Origin of the sequence: Achromobacter sp. UBA5777, assembly GCF_002418565.1 — a bacterium.
In the GTDB taxonomy this organism is placed as follows: Bacteria; Pseudomonadota; Gammaproteobacteria; order Burkholderiales; family Burkholderiaceae_B; genus Achromobacter; species Achromobacter animicus.
On sequence record NZ_DIEJ01000038.1, the window covers coordinates 15,725 to 38,231 of the forward strand.

Here is a 22,507-nt window from a genome sequence, read left to right on the forward strand (position 1 = left end):
GGGGCCAGCCGTTGTCCTCTGAATCCGCGCTTCCTGAATCCGAAGACCCAGCCCTGGTCCGCCAGGAACGCGTGACCGCCTTCCGTGCCGGCGTTCACGCCATCGTGCCCGCCCTGATCGCCACCGCGACCTGGGGATTGGTGACCGGTGTGGCGATGGTCAAGTCCGGACTGACGGAATCCATGGCGCTCGCCATGACGCTGCTGCTGTACGCCGGCTCGGCCCAGCTCACCTCATTGCCGCTCATCGCCGCCGGCGCGCCGCTGTGGCTGATCTTCGCCGCCGGCTGCGTCGTGAATCTGCGCTTCATCATCTTCGGCGCCGCCCTGCAGCCCTACTTCCGCCACCTGTCGTGGCCCAAGCGCCTGGGACTCGGCTATTTCACAACCGACATGGGCTTCGTGCTGTTCATGCCCCGTTTTGGCGATTCTGTCGAACGCGGCACCCGCGAGCAGCTCTGGTTCTTCCTGGGTTCCATCGTGCCGGGCTGGCTGGTCTGGCAGTCGTCGTCGATCATCGGCATCTACCTGGGCGCGCAGGTCCCCACCGATTGGTCCCTGGATTTTGCCGCCGTGCTGGCGCTGCTGGCCATCACGGTGCCGCTGGCCAGTTCCAAACCGATGCTGGTGTCGATGCTGGCCGCCGGTGTTGTCGCCTGGGTGGGGCAGGCAATGCCCCTGCGTCTCGGGCTGGCTGCGGCGGTGATCTCCGGTGTCATCGCCGGCATGTGGGCCGAACGCTTCTTCAAGGCGCGTCCATGACAAATTGGTCCTGGGAACTCTACGTCTATTCCGCCATCCTCCTGCTTGCCCTGTGCAGCGTATTGACGCGCGCCGGGTTCATGCTGTTTGGCGATTACATTCCGCTGTCCGACAATGTGCGCCGCGCCTTGCGCTACGCACCCGCCGCGGCGCTCACTGCCATCGTGGTTCCCGATCTGCTGCCCTGGAAAGCCGGGCTGGGCCCCGTCTTCGACTACAAGCTGGTCGCCGGGCTCGTCGCCATCCTGGTGTTCCTGCGCACCCGCAGCGCGGTGCTCGTGATCGTGGTCGGCATGCTGGTGCTCTGGGGTTTGCGCTGGCTGGCCAGCTGACGGCCGCGAATCGAGGGTCGAGTCGTCCATCTGGTGGACACTTCGGGCACTTTTTTTGCCTCGGTGGGCCGTTGGATCGTGCTGCTGACCGGCCCTCAAACACACCCTTTGACCGTGTGGTAAGGCGGCTGCGCTAAAATTCATCAATCCACAGCAATCCGGGCCTGGTACTGCCCTCATAAGTATCGAATCCAGCATGGATGCCCCGATGCCTTATGTAGCAGTGCATGCAGCACTCTCGTTTTGTTCTTTTTCACTGGTCCCGGTACTTGCCTAACCCCTGATGACTGAATCCACTCAAACCGCAGCACCCACCGCTGACGCGCCCGCGCCGACGTTCGACGATTTCGGATTGCACCCCCTGTTGTTGCAGTCCATCGCCGAAACCGGCTACACCACCCCCACGCCCATTCAGGCGCAGGCCATTCCCGTCGTGGTGTCGGGTCGTGACGTCATGGGCGCCGCGCAGACCGGCACCGGCAAGACGGCGGCCTTCACGGTGCCGATCCTGCACCGTCTCATGCCGCTGGCCAACACCAGCGCCTCGCCCGCCCGGCATCCGGTGCGCGCGCTGATCCTGGCGCCCACGCGTGAACTGGCGGACCAGGTCTTCGAGAGCGTCAAGCGCTACAGCAAGAAGACGCCGCTGCGTTCGGCCGTCGTGTTCGGTGGCGTGGATATCGGTCCGCAGAAAGAAGCGCTGCGCCGCGGCTGCGAGGTGCTGGTCGCCACGCCGGGCCGCCTGCTCGACCACGTCGAACAAAAGAACGTGAACCTCAGCCAGGTCGGCATCCTGGTGCTGGACGAAGCGGACCGCATGCTCGACATGGGTTTCCTGCCGGACCTCGAACGCATCATCCGGCTGCTGCCCGCGCAGCGCCAGGGTCTCCTGTTCTCGGCCACGTTCAGCAACGAAATCCGCAAGCTGGGCCGTTCGTACCTGAACCAGCCTGTGGAAATCGAAGTGGCGGCGCGCAACGCCACCGCGACGACCATCACCCAGATCGCCTACAAGATGACCAGCGACGCCAAGCGCGCCGCCGTCGTGCATCTGGTGAAGTCCCGCGGCCTGAATCAGGTCATCGTTTTCTCGAACACCAAGATCGGCACCGCGCGCCTGGCGCGCGACCTCGAACGCGACGGCGTCAAGGCGGAATCGATTCACGGCGACAAAACCCAGGCCGACCGCATGAAAGCGCTGGAAGCCTTCAAGGCGGGCGAGCTCGAAGTGCTGGTCGCAACCGACGTGGCCGCGCGCGGCCTGGATGTGGCGGGCGTGCCGTGCGTCATCAACTACGACTTGCCGTACAACGCTGAAGACTACGTGCACCGCATCGGCCGCACGGGCCGCGCGGGTGCGTCGGGCGAAGCCATTGCCCTGTTCACCGCTGACGAAGAGCGTTTCCTGCTCGACATCGAAAAGCTCATCAAGCGCGAAGTGCCTCGTGGCACGCTCGACGTGCCGGCCGATCTGATCGCCCGCAGCCATCGCCGTAGCGACGGCGGGTCGCATTCGCGCGAAGGGCGCGAGAGCGGTCGCGAAAGCCGCGGCGACCGTGGCGATCGCGGCCGTTCTTCGGACCGCCGCTCCAGCCACCATGGCGGCGGCTCGCGCCAACCGGTGGACGACTTCTTCCTGAAGCCTTACGAGCCCTCGACGACTGCCGCGCCGGCCGAAGAACAGGATTCGCGCAGCAATGCCGCACCGTCGTCGGCGCCCAAGCGCCAGCTTGCCGTCCTGCTCGGCGGCAGCCGCAAGCCCTGATCGCACGCGACACCGGTCGCCGGTCCGCGGACCGCAAAAAAACCCGCAAGGCCTTCAGGCGTTGCGGGTTTTTTGTTGGGCGCGCCGCGATGTCAGGCGGCCAGCAATCGCGGCAGATCGGGTAGGGCGGTAGTCACGGCCGCGCTGTCTTCGTCAAGGCTTTCCAGCAGGCGCTCCAGGTGGCCGATATGCGGCAGCATGGGGCCGTAGAACACGACACGATCGCCGATCTGCACCAGCAGCGTAGGGAAGTTTTCGACGTCCACGTCGCCCAGCAATTCAGCGTGATCCTCGATGTCGACCCAGGCAAAGACGTGCTGCGGCAAGGCGCTGGCCAGGGCCTGCAATTTGGGCTTGTATTCCTCGCAGGTGTCGCACCAGGCGGCGCAGAAACAGGCGATGAGCCAGGTGTTGGGCGAAGCGCCCAGCCGCGCGCGCAGCGGGGCAAGATCGGTACCGGGAGTAAGCAGAGACATGTGAGCGGATCGGGGCGGGTTTGACTATCATACCCGGGTTGTTCACCCCTCAATTTGATTGCCATGACCGTCCTGCGTACTGATCCGCCCACCCCCGGAAACGGCCGCCTGTCTGGCGCCGGCGCGGGCGCCGTAAGCGTGGGGCAGGCGTTCAAGCGCGCGCTCGTGTCGCAGTGCCACCCGACCATGCTGTTCGCGGTGCTGCTGCCTTTCCTGATCGCCCTTGTTGGCGCCATCCTGCTGCTCTGGTTTTTCTGGACGCCTCTGACCGACTGGCTGCGCACCGAGGTGTCGCAATGGGACGTCGTCAATCGCGTCGACCAATGGTTAGTCGCGGTCGGCCTGTTCTCGCTCAAGATCTGGCTGATTCCGGTCATCGCCGCGGCCATCCTGTTGCCGGTGTCCGGCATCCTGGGGTTGGCCATCGCCGCCGTCTTCGTCATGCCGCTGGTGCTGCGTCACGTCGGTCAGCGCGAATACGCCGCGGTGGGCCGCCGCGGCAAGTTCTCCACCGCGGTCAGCGTGTGGAACGCCGTGTGGGTGTCCGCGGCGTTCGCCGCGGGGTGGGTGCTGACGCTGCCGCTCTGGCTCGTGCCGCCCATGGCCATCGTGCTGTCCATCTTCTGGTGGGCCTTCGCGTTTTCGCGGATGATGCGCGTCGATGCGATCGTCGAGCACGCCAGCCCGGATGAACGCAAACTGATCCTCGAACGGAACAACGGCGGCTTCTGGACCATCGGTCTGATTTGCTCGTTACTGAACCTGCTGCCGCCCGCGTGGATTATCCTGCCGGTGTTTTCCGCGCTGGTCTACGCGCACTACGGCCTGGAAGCTCTCAAGCGCCTGCGGCAGGACCGCGTCATCGACGTCTGATCGGCGTCTTCTCTTATCAATGGAATCGGACATGGCTGCAGAACCCACCGCCCGCCGTATCGGCCTCATCATCGTTGGCGATGAAATCCTGTCGGGACGGCGCCAGGACAAGCATTTTTCCAAGATCGTCGAAATGCTGGGCGCGCGCGGCATGCACCTGAGCTGGGCCGAATTCCTGCCTGACGAGCGCGACCGTCTGGTCGACGCCTACAAGCGCAGCTTCGCCAGTGGCGACGTCGTGTTGTCGTGTGGCGGCATCGGCGGCACGCCCGACGACCATACCCGCCAAGCCGCGGCCGCTGCGCTTGGCCTGCCGCTGGCACTGCATCCCGAAGCCGAGGAGGCCATCGCATTGCGCACGCGCGAAATGGCGGAAAAGGGGCAGGGCACCGCCGACATGAGCGCGCCGGAAAACCAGCAGCGGCTGCAGATGGGCATGTTCCCCGAAGGCTGCGAGATCGTCCCCAATCCCTACAACCGGATCCCGGGCTTCTTCATCAAGGATCACACCTTCGTGCCGGGCTTTCCCGTCATGGCGTGGCCAATGCTGGAATGGACGCTGGATACCCGTTATCGTGCGCTGCAGCATATTCGCGCCCACGTCGAGCATTCCTTCCTGGTTTTCAGCATGCCCGAATCGCGCATCACGCCGTCGATGGTTGCTGTGGAAAGTCGTTGGCCTGACGTCCGCGCGTTCAGTCTGCCCAGCGTCGGCGAGGCGGGCGGCACACCTCACATTGAGCTGGGCGTGAAGGGCGAACCCGAGGCAGCCGCTGCGGCACTGGAATTTTTGCGCGCCGAAGTCCTGCGCCTGGGCGGCAAGCTGGCGCCCCCGGCGGCGGCCTGATTTCCATGCTGGCAGGGACCGCCGGTGGCGCCGCCTGCTCAAATACCATTTGCCAAACCGGCCGGTAAATTTCACAATACGGGATAAGAACTGTTTGCTGCATTGCCGCAACGCGTGTCTTGCGTGGCGGCGCCAGCCCAAAATTCCATGGCCCGTCTTCCCACTCCTCGCAATCCGCTGGACGCCGAAACCGAAGGCGCTTCCGCCCATCCGATCGCCATTCAGGTCATCGAACGCGCGATGCGTCTACTCGACGCCCTGGCCGCGCAACCGGATCCGGTCACGCTCAAAGAGCTGTCGGCCACCACCGGCCTGCACGCCTCCACCGCCCACCGCATCCTGAACGACCTCGTGGTCGGCCGCTATGTCGAGCGGGTCGACAACGGGTTGTATCAGCTGGGCATGCGCCTGCTGGAGCTGGGATCGCTGGTCAAGGGCCGTTTGAACGTGCGCGAGGCGGCCATTCCCGCCATGCGGTCGCTGCACAAGCTGACGGGGCAGACCATCAATCTATCTGTCCAGCAGGGCGACGAGATCGTCTACATCGACCGCGCCTGGAGCGAACGCTCCGGCATGCAGGTGGTGCGGGCCATCGGCGGCCGCGCACCGCTGCACCTGACGTCCACCGGCAAACTGTTTCTTTCCACCGGCGACACCCGCCAGGTGCGCGCCTACGCGCTGCGCACGGGGCTGGCCGGCCATACGCGCAACAGCCTGACCGATCTGGACAAACTGGAACGCGAACTGGCCCTGGTGCGCCGGCACGGCTACGCCCGCGATAACGAAGAGCTGGAGTTGGGCGTACGCTGCATCGCCGCCGGCATCTTTGACGACACCGGCAAGCTGGTGGCGGGGCTGTCGATCTCGGCGCCGGCCGAACGGCTGCAGGACGACTGGATCAAGGCGCTGGTCGAAACTGCCGCCAGCATTTCCGAAGCGCTGGGCTACGAACCCTCCGTGTCCTCGGGTTTCAACGGATTGGGTCTGGCGGCCGAAGCCATGCGGCCGTAGCTGCGGCGCTCGCCAAAAAAGAAAGCCCCCGTGAGGGGGCTTTTTTTTGGGGCCGTTGCTGCAAGAGGCGCCGCCGAAGCGGGCGGCCTCTTGAAGCGGGCTTATTGCTTCTCGATGCCGGCCTTCTTGAACAGCTCGGCCCACTGCGGGACCTGCTGCTTGACCTTGGCGGTCAGGGCGTCGGGGTTGGCTTCCGAGGTCAGCACGGTGGCGCCGAGTTGCTTCATGCGCTCCTGGAACTTGGGATCGGCCAGACCGGCCTGCAGGCTCTTGACCAGCTTGTCCACGACAGGCTTGGGCGTGCCCTTCGGCACCCACATGCCATGCCAGATGCCCACTTCAAAGCCCTTGTAGCCGGACTCGTCCATGGTCGGCAGCTTGGGCAGCGTGGGAACGCGCTTCAGGCTGGTCACGGCGTAGGCCTTCACCTTGCCGCCTTCGATCTGCTGCGTGGTGTTGGTGGTCTGGTCGCACATCAGATCGACCTGCTTGCCCAGCAGGTCGTTCATGGCGGGCGCGGTGCCCTTGTACGGGATGGTCAGCAGTTGCACGCCCAGGGCTTCCACCAGCATCGTGCCGCACAGGTGGCTGGCGGCGCCGATGCCCGCGTTGGCGAGCGAGACCTTGTCTTTGTTCTTTTTGACGTAGTCGGCCAGTTCGGCGATGGTGTTGGGCGGGAAGTCCGAGCGGGCGACGATGGTCATGGGCACGTCGACCACCAGGCCCACCGGCTCAAAGCTCGTGAAGGGGTCATACCCCGGATTCTTGTACAGCGACGGGGCGGTCGAGAAACCGGCGTGCATCAACAGGATGGAATAGCCGTCCGGCTGGGCGCGGGCGACCTGAGTGGTGCCGATGGTGCCGCCGGCGCCGCCCTTGTTTTCAACGACGACCGTCTGGCCCAGGCTCGGCCGCATGGCTTCCGCAAGGGAGCGGGCGACGTTGTCCGTCGGGCCGCCTGCCGCGAACGGCACCACCATGTTGATGGGGCGTTCCGGATATTCCGCGTGCGCGGCGCCGGCCGCGAACAGGGCACCGGCCGCGAGCAGGGCCGAAAGCGTGCGGGGAATGAAAGTCATGAGGTCTCCGATTGCAGGGTTTTGCTTGCTGCGATTAGTTATCTTTCGCTGACATATCATTGGTATTTGTCTGTCATCAGCGTGAAAACAGTGTAGAAAAGAATTGATACCGCGTCATGTCCGGTATTTCCCGAGTTCCGGGAATTCGTTGAGCAGAATCAAGCCCCGGCAGGCGGGCGCACCGTTAAAGTGCAAACACTTGTTGCGCCGCACAAAAACTGCTTGACAAGTTTTTTACCCAGTCTAGAATGGCAATTGTGCAGTGCATCAAACGGGCCGGCGGTAGCTTGTAGTACCAGTTTCCGCGCACGTTTCTTATTTCGTCGCAGACAACCATCCTTACTGCCGGACAGCCTCCGGCTACCCTGAGAGGAGCATCCTATGAGCGCAATTCCGCAACAAGTTCTGGACCGTCAAAAGGCCAGCATCAACACCATCGTGGCCGCCCAGACCGCCGTCTTCGCCGGCTTCGAAAAGCTGGTCGAACTGAACCTGAAGGTCGTGAAGGCCACCCTGGACGAAGTCGCCCAGAAGTCGCAGCAAGCCGCTGAAGTCAAGGATCCGCAGGAAGCCGCCGCGTTCGCGACGGGCCTGCTGCAACCGGGCGCCGAAAAGGCCCTGGCCTACACCAAGCACGTGTATGACATCGTTGCCGGCGTGCAAGGCAGCCTGGTCAAGCTGACCGAAGAACAGATCGCCGAAAGCCAGCAACAGCTGAGCGAAGCCGTCGACCAGTTCTCCAAGAACGCCCCGACCGGTTCCGAAAGCGCCGTCGCCCTGATCAAGTCCTCGCTGGCCACCGCGACCAGCGCCTACGATTCGATGACCAAGGCTGCCAAGCAGGCCGCTGAAGTCGCCGAGTCGAACCTGAACGCCGCCGCCAACGCGACCTTCAAGGCTGCCACGGACGCCGCCGACGCCGCGACCAAGGTTGCCGGCCGCAGCCGCCGCAGCGCCTAAGTATTTGGCGCACGGTGCTGCGCGAAGCGCAGTAATGTAGTACTGTTGAGTGACAGAGCAGAGCTGGAATTAGGGCCACCCACAGGGTGGCCCCTTTTTTTGCCTGCGTTTTTTGTCTTTATTGGCTGTCAGCGGGACGCGACGGCGCGCACGCATTCGCCCACCAGGCCGGGGCCGCGGTAGATGAGGCCCGTGTAGAGCTGCACCGCGTCGGCGCCGGCTTCCATCTTCTCGCGGGCTTCCCGGCCGGACAGTACGCCGCCCACGCCGATGATGGCCAGGCTATTGCCCAGCCGTTCCTTCAGGCGGCGGATCACCGCCAGCGACAGTTGATGCACGGGCGCGCCGGACAGGCCGCCAGCCTCCTCCGAGTGGGCCTGGCCCTTCACCGCGTCGCGCGACAGCGTGGTGTTGGTGGCGATGACGCCATCGATGCCGTGGCGCGGAAGGATCTCGGCGATGGCGTCGATTTCTTCCTGTGACAGGTCCGGCGCGATCTTCACCGCCATCGGGACCCGGCGCTGGTGCTGGTCTTCCAGGGCGCGGCGCTTGTCGGCCAGCTGCGCGAGCAGCGCAGAAAGCTCATCGCCGCTTTGCAGCGCACGCAGGTTCTTGGTGTTGGGCGACGAGATATTCACGGTGACGTAGTCGGCATGCGGGTACACGCCGTCCAGGCCGATCAGGTAGTCGTCGGCGGCCCGTTCGATGGGCGTGTCCGCGTTCTTGCCGATGTTCAGCCCCAGGATCCCGCCTTGCTTGCGCCACGTGCTGCGCTGCACGTTGGCAAGAAAGGCGTCGAGCCCCTGATTGTTGAAGCCCAGCCGGTTGATCAGCGCATTGGCGCGCGGCAGGCGGAACATGCGCGGCTTGGGGTTGCCGGGCTGCGCGCGCGGCGTGACCGTGCCGACCTCGATGAAGCCGAAACCCAGGTTGCCCAGCGCGTCGATGTAGGCGCCGTTCTTGTCCAGGCCGGCGGCCAGTCCGATCGGGTTGGCCAGCTGCATCCCCATCAGCGTGCAGGGCGCCTTGGGCTGCGCGTGCATGAGCTTGCGCGTGGCGCCGCATTCATAGGCGCGCTGCAGGCCCGACAAGGTGACTTCGTGGGCGGTTTCCGCATCCATGGCGAAGAGCGCCGGGCGGGCCAGGGGATAGGCGTGGAAGAGGATAGACATGGGCCGGGATTGTAGAGCGATTTGCTCCGTCCCCGTCGATTGCAAACGACGCCGCAACAGATTCAGGCGGGCGGGCGCTCGGGACTGTCGCGCCATTCCCCGTCGACCAGGAACTGCGCCGGACGGAAGGCCGATTTGTAGGACATCTTGCGGCTGTTCGCGATCCAGTAGCCCAGATAGAGCCACGGCAGGTTCAGCGCGCGGCACTGTTCTACCTGCCAGAGAATGCTGTACGTGCCCAGGCCATCGGCGATGTCCGGGTCATAGAACGTGTAGACCGAGGACAGGCCGTCGTCCAGCACGTCGATGATGGAGACCATCACCAGCACACCCTCGGCGTTGCGGAACTCGACCAGCCGGGTGTTGACGCGACTGGTCAGGAGGAACTGCGCGTATTGTGTGCGGCTGTCCTCGTCCATGCCGCCGCCCGGATGGCGACCCTGCTGATACCGGGTATAGAGCCGGTAGTGCTCGGGCGACCACGCCAGCTCCGCCACGAACGACTGCAGATGTTGATGGTCGCGCCACGCGCGGCGCTGGCTGCGGTTGGGGGCAAAGCCCGCCGTATCCACGCGCACGGGAATGCACGCCTGGCAGTTGTCGCAATGGGGGCGGTAGGTGAAGAGACCGCTGCGGCGAAAGCCTTGTTCCACCAATTGGGAATATGTGCCCGCGTTGATCAAGTGCCCGGGCGCGGCAACCTGCGACCGGGCCTGGCGACCCGGCAGATAGCTGCAAGGGTAGGGGGCGGTGGCGTAGAACTGCAGCGTGGAGAAGGGAAGTTCTTTCAGCTGGCTCATTGGAGCTGGCTCATGGGAGCAGGCGTATCGGATATCCCGCGTGAAGGCGGCAAACCCGGGTCGGGAGTGGCTCCATATTAACGCTTAACTCGGACTGCAATCCGTCCCCTCGGGTGTATCCGGATGCAGCTGTCCGCGGGTGTCCAGCCGGCCGCGTGACCATCGAATGCCGGGCTGCTGGGTGGCTTGCCGGACATGACGCAGAAAGTGTTCCCGCGGCACGGGAGCAGCGCCCATGCTGGCCAGATGGCGCGTCTGCTGCTGGCAGTCGATCCATTCGACGCCCTGCGCGTCCAGGTAGCGAACCAGATGCGCGAGCGCGATCTTCGATGCGTTCGGGACGCGAGTGAACATGGATTCGCCGAAGAACATGCGTCCCAGGCTGATGCCGTACAGCCCGCCCGCCAATTCCCCGTCGATCCAGGTTTCGATGCTGTGCACGACGCCGGCGTCATGCCACTGCCGGTAGGCGTCCTGCATGGCAGCGGTGATCCACGTGCCCGGCTGGCCGTCGCGCGGCGCGGCGCAGGCCGCCATGACCTGCGCAAACACGGTGTCGACCCGCACCTGCACGGTGGGCATGGCTTCAAATTCCCGGGCGGCGATCTGGCGAAGCAGCTTGCGCAGCGAGTGCGACGGTGCAAAGTCCTTCACGGGCAGCACCATGCGCGGGTTCGGACTCCACCAGAGCACGGGCTCGCCTTCCGAGTACCACGGAAAGATGCCGTTGGAATAGGCCTGGGTCAGACGTTCCGGCGACAGGTCCGCGCCTGCGGCCAGCAGGCCGTCCGGATCCGTCAGCGCGAATTCCGCAGGAGGAAACGGGGTGTCGGCGGCGAGCCAGGGCAGTTTCAACGGTGGGATTCTAGGGTGTAGTGATGCGGGCCGAAGGTGCCGCGTTTGCGGTCCTCGAAGAACAGGCGCAGGGTGCTGGCGACGGTGCGGAAGGCCAAGTCGTCCCAGGGAATTTCGGCTTCGTCGTACCAGCGCGCTTCCAGGCTTTCCGGGCCGGGGTCCAATTCCGGACCGACCGCCTGGGCCAGGTAGAACACATGCACCTGCTCGATCTGCGGGACGTCGATGATGGTGTAGATGTCGCCTAATTGGATCTTGGCGCCTGACTCTTCCAGCGTCTCCCGCGCCGCGCCTTGCGCCGTGCTCTCGCCGAGCTCCATGAAGCCGGCGGGCAGGGTCCACGTGTTGTAGCGGGGTTCGATCGCGCGGCGGCAGAGCAGGATGCGGTTTTCCCAGACGGGCACGGTCCCGACGACCAGCCGCGGATTCTGGTAATGGATCGCCCCGCAGTGATCACAGATGTCACGCTCGCGGTTATCGCCTTCCGGCACGCGGCGGTTTACCGGAGAGCCGCACTGGCTGCAAAAGTGGGAACGGCGCGGGGCGGGGAAGTATTCGAGGGGCGATTTGGCGGTCATGGGTACGATTCTAACGGCTGCGGCGGGTCGTGGCGCGCCGGGCCGGCGGCGTGGGCGCCGGGCTGCCGAACCGCGCTTCCAGGTGTTCCACGAATGACCGCACCTTGGGCGACAGGAAGCGCCGATGCGGGTAGACGGCGACCATGGAAATCGGCGTATGGGCATAGCCGGTCAAGAGCGCGGTCAGACGTCCGGCGCGTATGTCATCCCCGACCAGGAATTCCGGCTGCAGGATGATGCCGTGGCCGGCCAGTGCGGCGGTGCGCAGCACGTCGCCGTTATTGGCCCGCAACGCCGCGTTCACGCGCACCAGATGCGTCACGCCGTCCTTCTCGAAATGCCATTCGTTGCCGGTGCTGGCGTAGGCGTAGTGCAGGCAGCGATGCTGCTTCAGGTCTTCAGGCACGGTCGGCGCGCCGTGGCGCTTCAGGTACGACGGCGCTGCACAGACCAGCAGTTGCTGCGGCGCCAGCGGCCTGGCCACCAGCGACGAATCCACCAGCGGGCCGATGCGCACCGCGACGTCGTACCCGTCCTCGACCAGATCCACCACGCGGTCGTTCAGATCCAGGTCGATCACCACGTCCGGATAGCGCTGCAGGTATTCGGCGATGGCCGGCCCCAGATGCAGGATGCCGAAGGACACGGGCGCGCTGACGCGCAACCGCCCGCTGGGCCGCTGGCCTTCCGCCTGCAGCGACAGCTCCAGGTCGGCGACCTCGGCCAGGATGGGCCGGACACGTTCGTAAAACGCACGCCCGGCGTCGGTCATGCTGAGCTTGCGCGTGGTGCGATTAAGCAGGCGCACGCCGTACTTCTGTTCCAGATAGGCGATCTGCCGCGTCACCACGGATCGCGCCTGGCCCATCTTGTCGGCGGCCGCCGCGAATGAGCCCAGTTCGACGACCTTGGCATAGGTCTGCATGGCGGTATGGGTGTCCAAGATTGTTTCCTATCGGGGAACAATAATTTGCAATTCTGCATGTTTATCTTTGTTTTTGGAATCGCAAGAATACGGCCCAAGAAGATCTGCCTGCTCCGGGCGATTCGCTTTTCTGCACAAGGATGATTGCAATGATTGATTCCCGTACCGCGCCGTATGCCGCGCTGCTCTTGCGCGTGGCGCTGGGCGTGATGTTCCTGGCCCATGGCCTGACCAAGCTGCTGGTGTTCACGCTGCCCGGCACCGCCCAGTTCTTCGCCAAGATCGGCTTTGCCAGCTGGCTGGCCTATCCTGTTACGTTTTTCGAAGTGGCCGGCGGCATCCTGCTGATCCTGGGCGTGGTGCCGCGCTGGGTCGCTGCGATTGCCGTGGTTCAGCTCTTTGCGGCGTCGACGGTCCATTTTGGCAATGGCTGGGGCTTCGGCAACCCGGGCGGCGGTTGGGAATATCCGATCTTCCTGACGGTCGCGGCTGCCGTGCTGGCGCTGCTGGGCGACGGCAAGTTCGCGCTGGTCAAAAGCGGCCGCGGCTGAGCCATAGCGGCGTCAATCCACTGCGCGCTGCGCGCATCAAACTGTTTACCGGGCCGGACGTGGCCCGGGCGAGGGCGGGGCCATAGAATGGCTTCGCCTTTTTTTATCTGGAGTCGATATGTCACGGCCTGTTTTCATACGCGCGTTCGCCGCACTGGTGTTTTCCGTCCTGGCCTGCGCCGCGCAAGCTAGTCCTGAACAGGAAGCCGCCAACAAGGCTGCCGTCCTGGCGTTCTATGAAAAAGGCTTGAACCAGAAAGACGCGGACGCCGCGCTCAAGTACGTGGGCAATCGCTATGTGCAGCACAATCCCAACGCGGCCGACGGCCCCGAAGGTTTCCGGCAGTTCATCGCATTCCTGCGCGACAGGTATCCAGCCTCGCACAGCGAAATCAAGCGCGTGTTTACGGATGGCGATTACGTCATCCTGCATGTCCACGCCGTGCGGGAGCCAGGTTCGCGCGGCAACGCCATCATCGATATCTTTCGCCTTGAAGGCGGCAAGATCGTCGAGCATTGGGATGCCGTGCAACCGATTCTCGAGAAGGCCGCCAACAGCAACGGGATGTTCTGAGTTTGCGCTGACCCGTCAGGCCGCGGGGGCGTGCGGGGCGGGGTCAAATCCGAGGCGCGCGGCGATGTCCGCCTGCGCGATTGCGTGCAGCGGCGCAGCCGCGTATACGTCAGGCCAGACGGCTGTCATCGAATGGCTAGCCGCCAGTTCGGCCAGCGCGTCCAACAGCGGAGCACCAGCTTGCGTCCGCATCATCTCCAGCAGCGGCTGCAGATCGCGGTCCAGCACGATGCCGGCGCCCATCGGTGTCGACGCGTAGAGCCGGCCTTCATCATCCAGCCACCACGCGCTGACTGCGTCGACGGACGCGTCCGTGTGCGTGATGAGGCCGCGATTGTCATCGGCAAGGCGCAACACAAAGGGCGCTGCGTCCAGACGCACGAACACCCGCTGCGGGCCGTTCTGGAAAAACCAGCGGCCGTCATCGTCGCGTTCGTAATTGCGGCTGATGAATTCCAGGATCTGCGTATTGGTGATCGGCTCGCCCGGCCCGCCATCATTGGCCTGGCCTTGCGGATGAAGGCGCCAGCGGCCGCGCGCATCCAGCGACAGCCATCCGTAGACGGCCGGCACATTCGGCCAGCGGGCGAGGGCGTCCTTTACCGATTGATCCATGGTCAGGGGCGGATGACGATCGTGGGCGAGATGACGATGCCAGGTTGCACCGGCATCACGGGCACCGCCACGGGTTGCGGCGCGTAGCCGTAAGCATAGTCGTCACGGCATTTGCGCTTTTCGCTGTAGTCGCCGTTGCGCTTCCATTTGCGCTCGACCTTGCAGGCGCCATCCCAATACTTTTCCTTGTACTCGCCGCCCTTGTGGCGGTGGTGATGGTGCTTGTCATGCGCCTCGGCGGCCAGCGGCGCAAGTGCGATCAGCGCGGCGGCGGACAGGCTCAGGAAAGCGGGGCGGGCAGTAAAGCGGCGCGGTTGCGATACCGGGATGTTGTGCATGGACTCATCGTTCAAATGAAAACGGGGTCACCATAACAATCATCCGGCTGACCGGGCGTAGGGATGGGTAACGAGATGCTGGGGGGAAGGGGAAAGATGCTGGAGGCGCAAGCCGGAATCGAACCGACGTACACGGATTTGCAATCCGCTGCATAACCACTCTGCCATTGCGCCAGCACTTGCAAGAAAAAAGGAAGCGCGGTGTTGGCCGATGCTTCCTCTTTGTATTTGGAGCGGGAGACGAGTCTCGAACTCGCGACCTCAACCTTGGCAAGGTTGCGCTCTACCAACTGAGCTACTCCCGCGGGGGTACTGCTGGGGTACTACTGGGGTACTACTTATTACTACAAAGCTACAAGCTTTCGCTTGTTTTGATGAATGCCTGTTTTGGTATCAGGGCTGTTCACCAAAGACAGCGATTGTACATACTTTTAAGGGTCTTTGCACGGCAGACCGAAATCTGGAGCGGGAGACGAGTCTCGAACTCGCGACCTCAACCTTGGCAAGGTTGCGCTCTACCAACTGAGCTACTCCCGCATTTGCTAATACCCTCGTCGCTGGCTGTGCGCTTGATTCTTCAAGATGAATCTTCAAGAATCTGGCAGCTGTCCAATCAGCGAGGCGAGAGTATACATTAATTTTTTCATCCATCAAGCAGGCCCGCATGTGCTGCACGAACTGGCTTCAGGCATGAAAAAAGGGCCTTTCGGCCCTTGCTTTCAAAGATCTGCAGCTTTGAAAAAGCTGCACATCAAAATCTGGAGCGGGAGACGAGTCTCGAACTCGCGACCTCAACCTTGGCAAGGTTGCGCTCTACCAACTGAGCTACTCCCGCATTGGTTCCGCAAACTGCTCAGAACCGCTTTTCTTATTCACTCTGATCAACTTGGTTATCGATCAGAAGGCGCGCAGTCTAGCACGATTTTTTGAGCTTGTCCTGAGCCGCTGTGGCTGCGCCGTGGCCGTTTCGATTCGAACTTCAAATCGGGTCAAGCACTCAATCAAGTAAACTGAGCGAAGACAGAAACTATAGCACACCACGTAGCACCCATGTCAAATTCCTTCGCCGGACCCGAGTCCGATTCGTTGTCTCCGGCCGTGCAGGACCTTACTCGGCTGAACACGCTGGGACTCGCGTCCCGGGCCGACGCCTTCGTCGCGCTGCGGGATCCGGCGCAATTGGCGGCCTTGTCGGCGCTCGCGCAAGCGGCGCCGTCGCTGCTGGTGTTGGGCGGCGGCAGCAATGTGGTGTTGCCCGAGCGCGTGCCGGGCTTGGTCGCGCGCGTGGCGTTCGAGGGCGTGCGTCTTGTGGAGGCGCGGCCGGACGCATGGATCGTCGAAGCTGCGGGGGGCGAGAGCTGGCACGGATTCGTAGCGGCATGCGTGGCGCAGGGATGGGACGGCCTGGAGAACCTGGCGTTGATCCCCGGTACCGTCGGCGCTTCGCCGGTGCAGAACATCGGCGCTTACGGCGTCGAGCTGCAGGAACGGTTCCACAGTCTGACGGCCTGGGACGTGCGCGAGGCACGCTTCGTGGAAATGCGCGCGGCCGATTGCAGGTTTTCATACCGCGACAGCACGTTCAAACATGATGAACCTGGCCGCTGGATCATCGTAAGCGTGCGTTTTGCGTTGCCGCGCCCCTGGCGGCCCGTGCTGGAATATCCCGATCTGCAACGTCATGCGCGGCTGGCAGAAGCGCCCAGCGCGCGCGACGTGTTCGAGGCGGTCTGCGAGATCCGGCGCGCCAAGCTGCCGGACCCCGCCGTCACAGGCAATGCGGGCAGCTTCTTCAAGAATCCGATCGTGCCGGCTGCGCAGCGTGACGCGCTGGCGGCGCGCTTTCCGGGTCTGGTGTCGTATGCGCAGCGCGATGGCCGCTACAAGCTGGCTGCCGGCTGGTTGATCGATCAGTGCGGCTGGAAGGGCAAGGCGTTGGGCGCCGCGGGCGTGCATGATCGCCAGGCGCTCGTGCTGATCAATCGAGGCGGCGCCACGGCCGCGGACATCATGGGCCTCGCCCGAGCGGTGCAGGATGCCGTGGCTGACCGTTATGGTGTGCGGCTGGAGCCGGAACCCGTCGTGGTGTGACCGGCCGCGCCTAGCCGGCCGCGCCTGGCCGGCCGCGCCAAAACAACGGCAATAGCAGGGCATGAAAAAGGACCCCGAGGGGTCCTTTGTTTTTTAGCGCCGTGATCCGGATCAGAGGCCCAGCACGGACTGCATGTCGTAGAGACCGTTGGTCTTGCCTTCCAGGAAACGCGCAGCGCGCAGTGCGCCTTCCGCGTAGGTGGCCCGGCTGGACGAGCGGTGCGTGATTTCGATGCGCTCGCCGATGCCGCAGAACGACACGGTGTGGTCGCCAACGATGTCGCCGCCGCGCAGCACCGAAAAGCCGATGGTGCCGGGTTTGCGCACGCCGGTGTCGCCGTGGCGGCTCCAGGTGGCGACGTCGGGCAGGGCGACGTCCCACGCGGACGCAATCGTTTCGCCCATCTTCAGCGCGGTGCCCGAAGGCGCGTCGACCTTGTTGCGATGGTGCGCTTCGAACACTTCGACGTCATAGCCGGCGTTCAGGATGCGGGCCGCCATGTCCAGCAGCTTGAGCGTGGCGTTGACGCCCACGCTCATGTTCGGAGCGAACACGATGGCCGTTTTTTGCGCGGCGACTTCGATTGCGGCGCGGCCATTGTCGTCAAAACCGGTGGTGCCGATGACGGCCTTCACGCCGTGCTTGACGCAGGCTTCCAGGTGCTTGAGCGTGCCTTCCGGGCGGGTGAAGTCGATCAGGCAATCGGCGCCGGCAAGGGCGTCCAGATCGTCCGTGATGGCCACGCCCGTCTGCTTGCCCAGCTGGGCGCCGGCATCGCGGCCCAGCGAAGCGGAGCCCGGAACGTCCAGCGCAACAGCCAGCTCCAGGCCGTCGGCCTTGAGAATGGCCTCGATCAGTATCTGGCCCATGCGGCCGTTGGCGCCGGCGATAGCAATACGCATAAAAAGTCCTTCGGATTAAAGCAGCGGCTCGGGCGCGTTGCCCGGCTGGCCTGGGTATTGGTTGAGCGGGCTGACGGGCGCATCGGCGTCGCGCTTCTGTTCGTCCTGCTCTTGCTTGATACGCTCTTCGTCCCGATTCAGACGCTTGTCGGCCTTTTCGTCGGCAACGGCATCCGGCGTGTTGATCTGGTAGGGCTGCAGATCAGGCTGCTTGTCGCCTTCCCAGCGCACGAGGCGGTCGTTTTCAAACCAGACGGTGAACTTGCGCTCTTGCGAGGTGCCGTAACCGGGCTTGAAGTAATACGGGTAGTCCCAGCGGTTGGCGTGCAGCACGCTGGTGAGCGTGGGGCTGCCGAGCGCGAAGCGGACTTGTTCGCGCGTCATGCCGGGCTGGAGCAGTGCTACCTGTTCCTGCGTGATCCAGTTACCCTGCTGGACCGGAGCTTTGTAAGGGAAGCCCCATTTGTTTGAGGTGCAGCCCGCCAAGGCGACGGCCAGGGCGGCGACGGCCAAACCGGTCTTCAGAGAGCGGGAGGGAATACGTGCAAACATGGACACTACGCGCCCCTATTATTTGGAAGCAAGCAAAACCGTTATCATAAAGGTTTCATCAGGATAGTTCCGCGAGGCGGCATGAATTCGGCGAGCCGGCTTGCGGTGACCCCAGTCCTTGCCCATGCCAACGCGGACGGAGAGCGATTACACCATGAGCGACCAAAGCGAACTGAAAAACATGGGTTTGAAGGCGACTTTTCCTCGCCTGAAAATTCTTGATATTTTCCGCAAATCGGGTGAGCGGCACCTGAGCGCCGAAGACGTATACCGCGCCCTCATCGGCGAAAACGTCGAGATCGGCCTGGCTACCGTCTACCGCGTGCTGACCCAGTTCGAGCAGGCCGGCATTCTGGCGCGCAGCCAGTTCGACAGCGGCAAGGCCGTTTTCGAGCTGAACGACGGCGATCACCACGACCACCTGATCTGCACCAATTGCGGCAAGGTTGTCGAGTTCTCGGATCCCGAGATCGAAAAGCGCCAGCAGAAGATCGCCAAGGACAACGCCTTCGCACTGGAAAGCCACGCGATGGTGCTGTACGGCATCTGCGGTAGCTGCCTCAAAGGTCGTTAAGCCGGGTCGTTAAGCCCGGCGCGGCAGGCTAGCGACCGGCCAGTCCGGCGGGTGCGCCGAAAAATAAAGCCCCTTCAAGTTGAAGGGGCTTTTTGCATTGTGCTGTTGCGCTTTAATTAATGAATGCCGCTCTTGCGGCACCACACTCAGGATGTCGTCTGCCCGAAGCCTTCCAGCATTTCGCGCGCGTGTTCGCGGGTGGTGGCGGTGAGCCTCATGCCGCCCAGCATGCGCGCGATTTCCTCGACGCGGGCCGAGGCGTCCAGCGGTTCGATGCTGGAGCGGGTCGTGCCGCGCGATTCGGCCTTGCTGACCAGGAACTGGTTGTTGGCGCAGGCAGCAACCTGGGGCAGGTGGGTGACGCACAGCACCTGATGGCGTTCACCCAGCTCGCGCAGCAGCTTGCCGACGGATTCGGCGACAGCGCCGCCCACGCCGCTGTCGACTTCGTCGAAGATCAACGTGGGGACGCGCGCCGCGCGGCTGGCGATAACGGAGAGCGCAAGCGAGATGCGGGACAGTTCGCCGCCCGACGCGACCTTGGCCAGCGGCCGTGGAGTCGTGCCGGCGTGGCCGGCGACCAGGAATTCGACCTGTTCGCTGCCGTGCGCGGAGGGCGCGGACGGCGCAAGCGCCGGTTCGAAGCGGCCGCCCTGCATGGCGAGCGTCTGCATGGCCTGGGTGACCTGCTTGCCCAGATCCTTGGCAACCTTGCGGCGCGCGGTCGTGAGCTTGGCGGCGGCCGCGTCGTATTGCGACTGCGCCGCGGCCGCTTGGACGCGCAGCGCGTCGATGTCGCCAGCGGCCTGCAGGGCCGCCAGCTCTGCATGCAGGGATTCCCGCAATTCGCACAACGCATCGGGTTCGGTGCGGAACTTGCGGGCGGTCTCGAACACCAGCCCAAGACGTGCTTCCACGTCTGCAAGCCGCTTCGGATCAAGTTCGACCCGGCTGACATAGTTGTTCAGGTCGGACACGGCTTCGCTGATGGCGATGCGGGCCGATTCCAGTTCGTCATGGACGCCTTTCAGGCCCGGATCGTGCCGCAGCATCTGCTGCAGGCGCTGGTTTGCGGCGGTTACGCGGTGATGCGCGGAGTCGCCTTCGCCGTCCAGGGTTTCAAGGATCTGCGAGGCCCCGTCCAGTAACGATTGCGAATGCGACAGGCGCGTGTGCTCGGATTGCAGGGCTTCCCACTCGTCCGGCCCGAGGTTGAGCTGGTCGAGCTCATTGACCCGCCATTGCAGGCTTTCGCGTTCTGTCGCGAGGCTTTCAGCGTCTTTTTCAGCGGATTCCAATTGGCGCGCCAGCGCGCGCCATTGCTTCCATGCCTGACCGACCGCCTGACGCAGATCGCCATGGCCGCCGTGCGCGTCCAGCAGGTCGCGCTGGGCATCGGGCCGCATCAGGCTTTGGTGCGCGTGCTGGCCGTGGATGTCGACCAGGCTGTCGCCGAGTTCGCGCAGTTGCGCCACGGTGGCCGGCGTACCGTTGATGTAAGCGCGGCTGCGGCCTTGCGCATCGATGACGCGCCGCAGCGAGAGTTCGTCGTCGGCGTCGATTTCGCGTTCGGCCAGCCATGCGTGCAGGGACTTGGGCGTGTCGAACACGGCGGTGATGTCGGCGCGGGTCGCGCCTTCGCGCAGCATGCTGGCGTCGCCGCGCTCGCCAAGGGTGAGGGCCAGCGCATCGACCAGGATGGATTTTCCGGCGCCGGTTTCGCCGGAAAATACGGTGAAGCCCGGACCGAAATGGATCTCGGTCTGTTCGACGATGACGAAGTCGCGGATGTGCAGGGTGCGCAGCATGAGGGGGCGCTAACTACTCTACGTTGTCGGAGGCTTCGGGCATCAGGTTCCAGTGCAGCTTGCGGCGCAGGGTGGAGAAGAAGCTGTAGCCTTCGGGATGCACGAATCGGATGGTGTAGGGGGCGCGCTGCACGACGATGCGGTCGCCCGGTTGCAGGTCGGACCAGGTCTGCATGTCGAAATGCACGCTGGCGCCGACTTCGACGCGGCCCATGGCGGTGAGCGTCATGTTGAGCACACCGGTATCCGGGATGACGATGGGGCGGTTCGACAGCGTTTGCGGCGCCACCGGCACCAGCACCATGGCGTTCATGCCCGGATGCAGAATGGGGCCGTTGGCCGACAGCGCATAGGCGGTGGACCCGGTGGGCGTGGCGATGATCAGGCCGTCGGCACGCTGGGTGTACATGAAGGCGCCGTCCAGTTCGACCCGGACCTCAATCATGCCGCCACGGCCCGCGCGGTTCAGGACCACGTCGTTCAGGGCCGAGGCGGAGTACATTTTTTGATCGCCGCGCCATACGCTGCCTTCGAGCAGCATGCGGTCTTCGATCTGGAAGCTGCCCTCGAGCACCCGGGCAAGCGCTGCGTGCGCGTCCTGCAAGGCGATGTCGGTAATGAAGCCCAGGCGCCCGTGGTTGATGCCGACCAGCGGCATGTTGTAGGGCGCGAGATGGCGGCTGGCGCCCAGCACGGTGCCGTCGCCGCCCATGACCACGGCCAGCGAGGCGGTCTTGCCGATTTCCTCGAGCGTGGCGATGGGGTATTCGGTCAGCCCGGTATTGCGCGCCGTGTCCGCGTCGATCAACACACGCCGACCCGCTTGCGTCAGCGCGTGCGCAAGGGCTCTCAGCGGTGTGTCCAGGCCGGTGTCCTGGTATCTGCCGATCAGGGCGACGGTGGGAAAGTGCATGGCTGCGTACAAATGAAAAAGGGCAAAACCGTAAAGCTGAATGTACCCAGAATGGGCCGATTAGCCGATTATATGGGGCCGTATATCGGGTTGCGGGACAAAAATCGCCCCAACCGAAAAAGATTCCCTAAAATAGCCGCTATGGATGACCGCGCACGCGCATTACTGAAAGCGTTGATAGAACGCTACATCGCCGATGGGCAGCCAGTCGGCTCGCGGACGCTATCTAAAGTCTTCGACTTGTCCCCGGCCACCATCCGCAACGTGATGGCGGACCTGGAAGAGCTGGGGCTGATCCACAGTCCGCATACCTCCGCCGGCCGTGTGCCCACGCCGCGCGGGTACCGCATGTTCGTCGATTCGCTGCTGGCGGTACAGTCGTATCAGCTTCAGCCGCACAACATGGGCGAAATGCTCTCTGCCGCCGAACCCACCCGCGCCGTCAATGCGGCCGCCGCGTTGCTGTCGAATCTGACGCAATTCGCGGGCGTGGTGCTCACGCCCAAGCGGGCCCAGGTGTTCCGCCAGATCGAATTCATCCGCCTGTCCGACAAGCGCGTCCTGTTGATCATCGTGACGCCCGATGGCGACGTCCAGAACCGCATTCTCTTCGTCCAGCGGGATTATGCCGAATCCGAACTCCTGGAAGCCGGCAACTTCTTCAACATGCACTTCGCCGGCAAGTCGTTCAATGCCGTGCGGCAGACGCTCTCGACCGAGCTGGCCCAGTTGCGCGAAGACATCTCGCGCCTCATGCAGGCCGCCGTCGAGGCCAGTGCCGAAGCCGCCGAGGACGGCGACGCCGTCGTCATTTCCGGCGAGCGCAAGCTGCTGGACGTGACCGACATCGCGTCCGACATGGACCGGCTGCGCAAGATGTTTTCGTTGTTCGAGAAAAAGACCGACCTGCTGCAATTGCTGGATGTCTCCAGCCGGGCGCAGGGCGTGCAGATCTACATCGGTGGCGATTCGCAACTGGTGCCCCTGGAAGACGTTTCCGTCATCACCGCGCCGTACGGCGTGGATGGCAAGGTGGTGGGCACGCTGGGCGTCATCGGTCCGACCCGCATGGCCTACGAGCGCGTCATACCTATCGTGGACATCACGGCGCGCCTGCTGTCCAACGCCCTCAGCCACAACCAGTAGTTCCATTC

General features: G+C 64.1%; 25 protein-coding genes and 4 tRNA genes. 12 read left to right on the forward strand and 17 right to left on the reverse strand.

The features are described from left to right. Positions 1-11: 11 nt before the first annotated feature. The 3 genes from B3446_RS02555 (at position 12) to B3446_RS02565 (ending at position 2,858) form a co-directional block, all read left to right on the forward strand. On the forward strand, positions 12-761 hold the full coding sequence (locus B3446_RS02555) for an AzlC family ABC transporter permease (protein WP_175123182.1): 750 nt from the start codon (positions 12-14) through the stop codon (positions 759-761). After that, complete coding sequence (locus B3446_RS02560) at positions 758-1,093, forward strand: AzlD domain-containing protein (protein ID WP_175123181.1); 336 nt, start codon at positions 758-760, stop codon at positions 1,091-1,093. Before B3446_RS02555 ends, B3446_RS02560 begins: the two co-directional genes overlap by 4 nt. A 283-nt stretch (positions 1,094-1,376) precedes the next feature. Continuing rightward, positions 1,377-2,858 (forward strand): DEAD/DEAH box helicase, encoded by a 1,482-nt coding sequence (locus B3446_RS02565; RefSeq protein WP_191577720.1) that lies wholly within the window; start codon positions 1,377-1,379, stop codon positions 2,856-2,858. Positions 2,859-2,950: 92 nt separating this feature from the next. Here B3446_RS02565 and B3446_RS02570 read toward each other — a convergent pair whose 3' ends face one another. Continuing rightward, the gene (locus B3446_RS02570) at positions 2,951-3,334 is read right to left on the reverse strand and encodes a thioredoxin family protein (RefSeq protein WP_291377216.1); all 384 of its coding nucleotides are present in this window, start codon (positions 3,332-3,334) and stop codon (positions 2,951-2,953) included. A gap of 63 nt (positions 3,335-3,397) precedes the next feature. On the opposite strand from B3446_RS02570, the gene B3446_RS02575 reads away from it, so the two are divergent. The 3 genes from B3446_RS02575 to B3446_RS02585 all read left to right on the forward strand — a co-directional run bounded on the left by B3446_RS02575 (position 3,398) and on the right by B3446_RS02585 (position 6,065). Further along, positions 3,398-4,207, forward strand: coding sequence for an EI24 domain-containing protein (locus B3446_RS02575; RefSeq protein WP_291377218.1), 810 nt, complete (start codon positions 3,398-3,400; stop codon positions 4,205-4,207). Between the two features lie 31 nt (positions 4,208-4,238). Further along, on the forward strand, positions 4,239-5,054 hold the full coding sequence (locus tag B3446_RS02580; RefSeq protein ID WP_175123177.1) for a competence/damage-inducible protein A: 816 nt from the start codon (positions 4,239-4,241) through the stop codon (positions 5,052-5,054). 147 nt (positions 5,055-5,201) lie between these two features. After that, a complete protein-coding gene (locus B3446_RS02585; protein WP_175123176.1) occupies positions 5,202-6,065 on the forward strand; it encodes an IclR family transcriptional regulator in 864 nt (287 codons plus the stop codon). A gap of 101 nt (positions 6,066-6,166) precedes the next feature. On the opposite strand, the gene B3446_RS02590 is transcribed toward B3446_RS02585, so the two are convergent. Further along, complete coding sequence (locus tag B3446_RS02590) at positions 6,167-7,144, reverse strand: tripartite tricarboxylate transporter substrate binding protein BugD (RefSeq protein ID WP_056568785.1); 978 nt, start codon at positions 7,142-7,144, stop codon at positions 6,167-6,169. 381 nt (positions 7,145-7,525) lie between these two features. Here B3446_RS02590 and phaP point away from each other — a divergent pair, with 381 nt between their 5' ends. Continuing rightward, positions 7,526-8,104, forward strand: a complete 579-nt coding sequence (gene phaP, locus B3446_RS02595) for a TIGR01841 family phasin (protein WP_105237564.1) — start codon at positions 7,526-7,528, stop codon at positions 8,102-8,104. Positions 8,105-8,232: 128 nt separating this feature from the next. Here phaP and B3446_RS02600 read toward each other — a convergent pair whose 3' ends face one another. From B3446_RS02600 to B3446_RS02620, 5 genes are all read right to left on the reverse strand, one after another. Then, the gene (locus tag B3446_RS02600) at positions 8,233-9,276 is read right to left on the reverse strand and encodes a quinone-dependent dihydroorotate dehydrogenase (RefSeq protein ID WP_286894584.1); all 1,044 of its coding nucleotides are present in this window, start codon (positions 9,274-9,276) and stop codon (positions 8,233-8,235) included. A gap of 62 nt (positions 9,277-9,338) precedes the next feature. Beyond that, on the reverse strand, positions 9,339-10,076 hold the full coding sequence (locus B3446_RS02605; protein ID WP_291377224.1) for an arginyltransferase: 738 nt from the start codon (positions 10,074-10,076) through the stop codon (positions 9,339-9,341). 84 nt (positions 10,077-10,160) lie between these two features. Next, complete coding sequence (gene aat / locus B3446_RS02610) at positions 10,161-10,931, reverse strand: leucyl/phenylalanyl-tRNA--protein transferase (protein WP_291377226.1); 771 nt, start codon at positions 10,929-10,931, stop codon at positions 10,161-10,163. Then, the gene (locus tag B3446_RS02615) at positions 10,928-11,509 is read right to left on the reverse strand and encodes an NUDIX hydrolase (RefSeq protein ID WP_191577715.1); all 582 of its coding nucleotides are present in this window, start codon (positions 11,507-11,509) and stop codon (positions 10,928-10,930) included. Before B3446_RS02615 ends, aat begins: the two co-directional genes overlap by 4 nt. Positions 11,510-11,519: 10 nt before the next feature. Then, positions 11,520-12,452, reverse strand: coding sequence for a LysR family transcriptional regulator (locus B3446_RS02620; protein WP_224776865.1), 933 nt, complete (start codon positions 12,450-12,452; stop codon positions 11,520-11,522). A 131-nt stretch (positions 12,453-12,583) separates the two neighbouring features. On the opposite strand from B3446_RS02620, the gene B3446_RS02625 reads away from it, so the two are divergent. Continuing rightward, on the forward strand, positions 12,584-12,985 hold the full coding sequence (locus B3446_RS02625) for a DoxX family protein (RefSeq protein WP_191577714.1): 402 nt from the start codon (positions 12,584-12,586) through the stop codon (positions 12,983-12,985). A gap of 118 nt (positions 12,986-13,103) precedes the next feature. Further along, entirely contained in the window at positions 13,104-13,559 is a 456-nt protein-coding gene (locus B3446_RS02630) for a nuclear transport factor 2 family protein (RefSeq protein ID WP_291377227.1), read from the forward strand. Positions 13,560-13,574: 15 nt separating this feature from the next. On the opposite strand, the gene B3446_RS02635 is transcribed toward B3446_RS02630, so the two are convergent. The 6 genes from B3446_RS02635 to B3446_RS02660 form a co-directional block, all read right to left on the reverse strand. Next, positions 13,575-14,174 carry a DUF2946 family protein gene (locus tag B3446_RS02635; RefSeq protein WP_291377228.1) on the reverse strand — a complete coding sequence of 200 codons (600 nt, stop codon included), beginning with the start codon at positions 14,172-14,174 and terminating at the stop codon, positions 13,575-13,577. Between the two features lie 2 nt (positions 14,175-14,176). Continuing rightward, on the reverse strand, positions 14,177-14,512 hold the full coding sequence (locus tag B3446_RS02640; protein WP_175123169.1) for a hypothetical protein: 336 nt from the start codon (positions 14,510-14,512) through the stop codon (positions 14,177-14,179). A gap of 100 nt (positions 14,513-14,612) precedes the next feature. Further along, positions 14,613-14,686: transfer RNA gene (locus tag B3446_RS02645), tRNA-Cys, on the reverse strand. A gap of 55 nt (positions 14,687-14,741) precedes the next feature. Next, positions 14,742-14,817 (reverse strand) — tRNA-Gly (locus B3446_RS02650). Positions 14,818-14,973: 156 nt separating this feature from the next. Further along, positions 14,974-15,049: transfer RNA gene (locus B3446_RS02655), tRNA-Gly, on the reverse strand. 222 nt (positions 15,050-15,271) lie between these two features. After that, a tRNA-Gly gene (locus tag B3446_RS02660) sits at positions 15,272-15,347 on the reverse strand. Positions 15,348-15,562: 215 nt separating this feature from the next. Between B3446_RS02660 and murB the strand changes: the two genes are divergently transcribed. Then, on the forward strand, positions 15,563-16,603 hold the full coding sequence (gene murB / locus B3446_RS02665; protein ID WP_291377229.1) for a UDP-N-acetylmuramate dehydrogenase: 1,041 nt from the start codon (positions 15,563-15,565) through the stop codon (positions 16,601-16,603). A gap of 111 nt (positions 16,604-16,714) precedes the next feature. On the opposite strand, the gene dapB is transcribed toward murB, so the two are convergent. Both dapB and B3446_RS02675 read right to left on the reverse strand, forming a co-directional pair. Continuing rightward, entirely contained in the window at positions 16,715-17,506 is a 792-nt protein-coding gene (gene dapB / locus B3446_RS02670; RefSeq protein WP_291377230.1) for a 4-hydroxy-tetrahydrodipicolinate reductase, read from the reverse strand. 15 nt (positions 17,507-17,521) lie between these two features. After that, the gene (locus B3446_RS02675) at positions 17,522-18,058 is read right to left on the reverse strand and encodes an outer membrane protein assembly factor BamE (RefSeq protein WP_291377231.1); all 537 of its coding nucleotides are present in this window, start codon (positions 18,056-18,058) and stop codon (positions 17,522-17,524) included. Between the two features lie 154 nt (positions 18,059-18,212). Here B3446_RS02675 and fur point away from each other — a divergent pair, with 154 nt between their 5' ends. After that, a complete protein-coding gene (fur, locus tag B3446_RS02680; protein ID WP_056321269.1) occupies positions 18,213-18,632 on the forward strand; it encodes a ferric iron uptake transcriptional regulator in 420 nt (139 codons plus the stop codon). A gap of 146 nt (positions 18,633-18,778) precedes the next feature. On the opposite strand, the gene recN is transcribed toward fur, so the two are convergent. Further along, positions 18,779-20,440 (reverse strand): DNA repair protein RecN, encoded by a 1,662-nt coding sequence (gene recN / locus B3446_RS02685; protein WP_291377232.1) that lies wholly within the window; start codon positions 20,438-20,440, stop codon positions 18,779-18,781. A 13-nt stretch (positions 20,441-20,453) separates the two neighbouring features. After that, positions 20,454-21,353 carry an NAD kinase gene (locus B3446_RS02690; RefSeq protein WP_191577707.1) on the reverse strand — a complete coding sequence of 300 codons (900 nt, stop codon included), beginning with the start codon at positions 21,351-21,353 and terminating at the stop codon, positions 20,454-20,456. Positions 21,354-21,494: 141 nt separating this feature from the next. Between B3446_RS02690 and hrcA the strand changes: the two genes are divergently transcribed. Next, positions 21,495-22,499, forward strand: a complete 1,005-nt coding sequence (hrcA, locus tag B3446_RS02695; protein WP_056568743.1) for a heat-inducible transcriptional repressor HrcA — start codon at positions 21,495-21,497, stop codon at positions 22,497-22,499. Positions 22,500-22,507: the final 8 nt, after the last annotated feature.